Annotated in this window: 2 protein-coding genes and 1 rRNA gene; all 3 read right to left on the bottom strand. The window is 65.7% G+C overall.

The genetic code is table 11. From position 1 onward, the window contains the following. Positions 1 to 68: ribosomal RNA gene (locus B5X90_RS08925) — 16S ribosomal RNA — on the bottom strand; the annotation flags it as partial. Between the two features lie 478 nt (positions 69 to 546). Continuing rightward, the gene (locus tag B5X90_RS08920) at positions 547 to 4,287 is read right to left on the bottom strand and encodes a 1,4-alpha-glucan branching enzyme (protein WP_079552079.1); all 3,741 of its coding nucleotides are present in this window, start codon (positions 4,285 to 4,287) and stop codon (positions 547 to 549) included. A gap of 1 nt (position 4,288) precedes the next feature. Then, positions 4,289 to 6,085: a maltose alpha-D-glucosyltransferase gene (treS, locus tag B5X90_RS08915; RefSeq protein ID WP_079552077.1), complete on the bottom strand. Its 1,797-nt coding sequence runs from the start codon at positions 6,083 to 6,085 to the stop codon at positions 4,289 to 4,291. Positions 6,086 to 6,088 lie beyond the last annotated feature (3 nt).

Genomic DNA, 6,088 nt, shown 5'->3' with positions numbered 1-6,088 from the left:
CGTTCGACTTGCATGTGTTAAGCACGCCGCCAGCGTTCATCCTGAGCCAGGATCAAACTCTCCGTTGAAGTAAAACAGACACAACCGGCACCCCCGGGAAAACGGGAGAAACCAGCTGCACAAAATTTGAAACCAGCCAAAAACACCAGACCACACCACGGGGTGGCGGGCCCGGCAAATTCAACCAATTCAATACAATAAATTGGTATCAACAAACTTGGCACACTATTGAGTTCTCAAACAACAGACACACCCGGCACCACCACAACCTTTTCGGTCGAGGATCGCTCCGGAGCAACTTTTCAAACTTACCCGGCCGCTTCACCCTAGTCAAATCGGCGGTCCAGACTCATTCTTGCCATAGGCTTCTGGGTCTTGGTGGCCGTTCAACTCCGGGGAGCAGCGCGGAAATAAACTCTACCACCACTTGGACCCGCTGACAAAGCGGCCCCGAAGACGGTGCAGAAAAGCCCGGAATCACGGGGATTCCGGGCCTCTCGCAGACACTTCCCTACGCTCGGCAGGTCTGCTGTCCGGGCGCTGCGCCTAGCCCAGCGGCTTGAAGTACGCGGCCCCGAGTGGAGGCAGGGTCACGGTGAGCATGGCCGGCTGTCCGTCCAGGCCTTTCTTCGTCGCGGTCAGGGTTCCGGTGTTCGCCACCCCGGAACCGCCATAGCTGGCGGCGTCGGTGTTGAGCACTTCCTGCCACTCGCCGGCGGCCGGGACGCCGAGGAGGTAGTCCGTGTGCGGGCCGCCGGAGAAGTTCACGGCGCAGACCAGCGGGTTGCCGTCGGCATCGCGGCGGATGAACGTCAGCACGTTGCGGTCCGAGTCTCCCCCATTGATCCACTGGAAACCTTCGGGCTGGTTGTCCCGCTCATACAGTGCCGGCGTGGAACGGTAGAGCTCGTTGAGATCCTTGGTCAGGAGCTGCATGCCCTTGTGTGCCGGGATGTCCGCGAGCCACCAGTCCAGGCCGTACTGCTCCGACCACTCCGCTTCCTGGCCGAATTCGGTGCCCATGAAGATCAGCTGCTTGCCCGGGTGGGCCCACTGATAGCCCAGGAATGCGCGCAGGTTTGCCAACTGCTGCCACCGGTCACCGGGCATCTTGCGCAGCATGGAGCCCTTGCCGTGCACAACTTCATCGTGGCTGATCGGCAGCAGGAAGTTTTCCGTGAACGCGTAGACCATCGAGAACGTGATGGTGCCGTGGTGCCACCGGCGGTTGTACGGGTCCTCAGCCATGTACTTGAGCGAGTCGTGCATCCAGCCCATGTTCCATTTGAGGCCGAAGCCCAGGCCGCCGCCGCTCGTGGGTGCCGTGACGCCCGGGAACGCGGTGGATTCCTCGGCAATCATGACCGCGCCAGGGTGGGTCTTGTAGACCGTGGCGTTGACCTCCTGGAGGAAGGAGATCGCCTCGAGGTTTTCGCGGCCGCCAAAACGGTTTGGCTGCCACTGACCCTCCTCGCGGGAGTAGTCGAGGTAGAGCATGGAGGCGACGGCGTCCACGCGGAGCCCGTCGATGTGGAACTCATCGAGCCAGTACAGGGCGTTGGCCACCAGGAAGTTGCGCACCTCCCTGCGGCCGAAGTCGAAGATCAGCGTTCCCCAGTCCGGGTGTTCGCCCAGGTTCGGGTCGGCGTGCTCGTACAGTGCTTCGCCGTCGAACCGGGCCAGGGCCCACTCGTCCTTGGGGAAGTGCGCCGGGACCCAGTCGAGGAGGACGCCGATGCCGGCTTGGTGGAGTTCGTCGACGAGGTGGCGGAATTCGTCCGGGTGCCCAAAGCGCGAGGTCGGCGCGAAGTACGAGGTGACCTGGTAGCCCCACGAGCCGCCGAAGGGGTGCTCGGCCACGGGCATGAACTCCACGTGGGTGAAGCCGAGCCATTTGACGTATTCCACGAGTTCCTTGGCCAGTTCGCGGTAGCCCAGCCCCACCTTCCAGGAACCGAGGTGGACCTCGTAGACGCTCATGGCAGAGTTGTGCGGATCGCGGGCAGCGCGGGCCTGCATCCACTCGGCATCCTTGAAGACATACGAGGGCTCTACCACCCGGGATGCAGTCAGCGGCGGGACCTCGGTGCCGAAGGCCAGCGGGTCCGCCTTTTCCACCCAGTATCCGTGCCGGGTCCTGAGTTCAAATTTGTAGCACGCCCCTGCTACAACCCCGGGAATGAAGACTTCCCAGACACCGGTGGAACCGAGGGAGCGCATGGAGTGTTCGCGGCCGTCCCAGCCGTTGAAGTCACCCTTGACGCGCACTGCCTGGGCGTTCGGGGCCCAGACGGCGAAGGACACGCCGTCGACGTCGCCAAGCGAGGACTTGTAGTGCTGCACATGCGCGCCCAGGACATCCCACAGACGCTCGTGCCGGCCCTCACCGATCAGGTGCAGGTCCACTTCGCCGACGGTTGGCAGGTAGCGGTAGGGGTCGTCCATGATCTGGGGCTCGTGGTCCTTGTAGGTCACCTCGAGCCGGTAATCCGGCACATGGCCGCGTTCGAGCGGCTCCATCACGGCCACCCATACGCCGCTCGATTCGTGCGTCATGGGCGTCGAACCTGCCGACGTCACGACCGAGACCGCTTCCGCCAGGTGCTTGACCGTCCGGATGGTGACGTGGCCATGGTCATCGAGGTGGGCGCCGAGGACCGAGTGGGGCGCGTGGTGTTCGCCGCTGGAGACCCTCGCAAGGGTCTCGCCATCCACGGGCAGTGGTGTTCCGGGCCGATCGATACGTGCTGATCCTGTCATTTTTATACCTTCCGCTGCGGCTTCGGCGGCGACGCCGGAACCTGTACTGCCGAGGAGACGACGCGATGCGTTCACCGGGATGGAGAGCCAGTCCGGCCTGTTCCTTAGTTCGTAGATGACTTCGTAGAGGGCTTTGTCGAGCCACAGCGCCACAAAGAGCGGCGAATCGCGGTCGATGCTGCCGGGAATGACGTCGGCGTAGCCGGCCAGGAAGGCCTCAGCGCAGTCATCCACCCAGGTCCCGGGTACCACGGCGCCGGGGTTTTCGCGGACGGCGGCGCCGGCGGCGTAGTCGAAGGACCGCAGCATGCCGACAACGTCCCGAAGGGCGACGTCCGGGAAGTTGCGCTCGGAGATGGGGCGCAGGGGCTCGCCCTCGAAGTCGAGGATGGCCCAGCGCGGGGGGCCTCCCGGCTCGCCCGGGACCATGCGGGCGGGAACCTGCAGGATCTGCCCGAGATGGAGGTCGCCATGGATACGCTGGAGCTGGCCTGCGCTGGTGCCCTCGAGCCGGCCGAGGAGACCGTTCAGCGCTTCTTCGTAAGGCCCGACGACCTGGCCGGCCTGGGCCCAGGACTGACGGACGCGCTCGGCTACTCCCGGCGCGATGTCCTGTCCCGGCGCAGATTCGGCGGCTGTGCCCAGGGCCTCGGCGAGCCTGCGGTGTACGGTGGCTGTAGCCGCGCCCAGCGCGTGGGCTTCGGCAGCGAACCCGATCCCCCGGCTGGCCGCGTCCACGGCGAGCCGCCAGGCATCGAGTCCGCCGGCGAGGAATTCGTGCGCCACGGCAAGCTCGCCGGAGGCGAGACGGACAGTGGCGGGACGGACAGTGGCAGGACTGCGGGCACCGGATGGCTCCGCCCCGGCTGCAGCCGCCGGCACCTCCCACTCGCCGGCCACCCACCCAAGGGTTGCCGGGACCTCCGCGGTGTGCCCCGCAGTCAGCGCCGCACCGATTTCAACCTCGGGATTGTGGCCTTCGGACAGCACCCGGAAGAACTTCACGATGGCGACTGTGCCGCCGTCCTCGTCGTCGACGATTACGGAGCTGTTCGATTGCTCGCCCGCGAGGACCTTGACCTTGCCGGTTCCGGACGGCAGGCGGTAGCCGGACTCCACCAGGTGGCCGGTGGCGTTGCCCGACGGCGTCGTTGCGCCGTGCCGCATGAGCTCCAGCCAGGCGGCGACAAAGGAGGCGTCGTGGACACCGTCGTACACCCACTGGTGGGCGGCATCAGCGCGGGTGCCGGGAAGTTCGCCGATCAGCGCGCGTTCTGCCCCCGGCAAGGGTTCTGGCCGGAAACTGAGCGGCACCTGGACGACGTCGGTGCGGCTGCCGCCGGGCGTGGGGTAGGACACCGCGACCAGCAACACCTCGAACGTGGCCCCGCCGGCGCCCGTGTCCAGGCGCAGGCCGCCCGCCGGTTCGAAGGTGAACTCGGCGGTCTTGACAGGGAACCATCGCTGGCGCGGCAGCCAGGCGCCAAGGAGTCCGCTCAAGGCCGGGGCAATGACTGGTCGCGTCATCTCAACCCTCGATGGACAGGACGGGCATCGCCTGTGTGAACGGGGATGCCGGGTTGGAGGCGGCGGAACGGATCCGCAACCAGAAGAAATCGTGGCTGCCCAAGGTCAGGGTCAGCGTTCCGTCGTCGCCGATGGCCGGGAAGGCCTGGCCGCCGAAAACGTCCCGGAGGCCGCGGCCGGCGAAGTTCGGCACCCGCAACGTGGTCGCCACGGGGTGCTGTGAGAGGTTGAAGGCGCACAGGATGGTCTCGGCGTCCTCGCCGGCGGCGTTGCCTTCCGGGAGCTCACGCAGGTACGCGAGGACGACGTCGTGGTCAGCCTCCACATGCTTGAATCCGCCGAGCCCGAAGGCGGGGTGGTTCTTGCGGACGCTCAGGATCTGGCGGGTCCAGCGCAGCAGCGACCCCGAATGGGCGGCCTCGGCCTCCACGTTCGCCATGCTGTAGTTGTAGACCAGCGACTGGATCACCGGCAGGTACAGCTTGCCCGGGTCGGCGCTGGAGAACCCGGCGTTCCGGTCCGGGTTCCATTGCATCGGGGTGCGGACCGCGTCACGGTCCTCGAGCCAGATGTTGTCCCCCATGCCGATCTCGTCCCCGTAGTACAGGAACGGGCTGCCCGGCAGGGACAGCAGCAGGGCGTTGATGAGTTCGATCTCGGAGCGGGAGTTATCCAGCAGCGGGGCCAGCCGGCGCCGGATGCCGATGTTGGCGCGCATGCGCGGATCCGGCGCGTACCAGCCGAGCATCGCGGCGCGTTCGTCGGAGGTGACCATTTCCAGCGTCAGTTCGTCGTGGTTGCGCAGGAACGTGCCCCACTGGGCGCCTTCGGGAATGTCCGGGGTGTCCTTCATCGTCTCGATGATGGGGGACGCCTTCTGGTCCCGCAGCGCATAGTACAGCCGCGGCATGATCGGGAAGTGGAACGCCATGTGGCATTCCGGTTCCTCTTCGGTGCCGAAGTACTCCACCACTTCGGCGGGCGGCTGGTTGGCCTCGGCAATGATCACGCGGCCCGGGTAGCTTTCATCGACCATCCGGCGCAGCTGGCGGAGGAATTCGTGGGTCTGCGGCAGGTTCTCGCAGTTGGTGCCCTCCTCCTCGAACAGGTACGGGATGGCGTCGGCCCGGAAGCCGTCGATGCCCTGGTCCAGCCAGAACCGCACGACGTCGAAGAGCGCGTCAATGACCTTGGGGTTCTCGAAGTTCAGGTCGGGCTGGTGGCTGAAGAACCGGTGCCAGAAGAACTGCCGGCGGATGGGGTCGAAGGTCCAGTTGGATTCCTCCGTGTCCACGAAGATGATGCGGGCGTCTTCGTACTTTTCATCCGTGTCGCTCCACACGTAAAAGTCGCCGAACGGACCATCCGGGTCCTTGCGTGACTCCTGGAACCACGGATGCTGGTCGGAGGTGTGGTTCAGCGGGAGGTCGATGATCACCCGGACGCCCCGGGCATGGGCCTCGGCCACGAGCCGTTTGAAGTCGCTGATGGTGCCGAACTCGTCCAGCACGGAGTTGTAGTCCGAGATGTCGTAGCCGCCGTCGCGCAGCGGTGACTGGAAGAACGGCGGGAGCCACAGGCAGTCCACCCCCAGCCACTGCAGGTAGTCCAGTTTTTCGATCAGGCCGTGGAAGTCGCCCGAGCCGTCTCCGTTGCCGTCGGCGAAGCCCCGGACGAGCACCTCGTAGAAGACCGCCTTGCGGTACCAGAGAGGATCGTGCTGGAGGCCAGGGGCATTCAATTCAAAGCTCCCCCTCGGGCTGAAGTGCTGGCTCGGGTTCTGCGGGCTAAAACTCACTGG

Origin of the sequence: Arthrobacter sp. 49Tsu3.1M3, assembly GCF_900168135.1 — a bacterium.
GTDB lineage: Bacteria > Actinomycetota > Actinomycetes > Actinomycetales > Micrococcaceae > Arthrobacter.
Note: the sequence above shows the minus strand (reverse complement) of the source record. Positions and strands in the feature narration are given on the sequence as shown.

Bases quoted from the DNA above. Each gene is read 5' to 3' on its own strand.
- B5X90_RS08920 (WP_079552079.1), bottom strand. From the start codon at position 4,287: ATGACGCGACCAGTCATTGCCCCGGCCTTGAGCGGACTCCTTGGCGCC.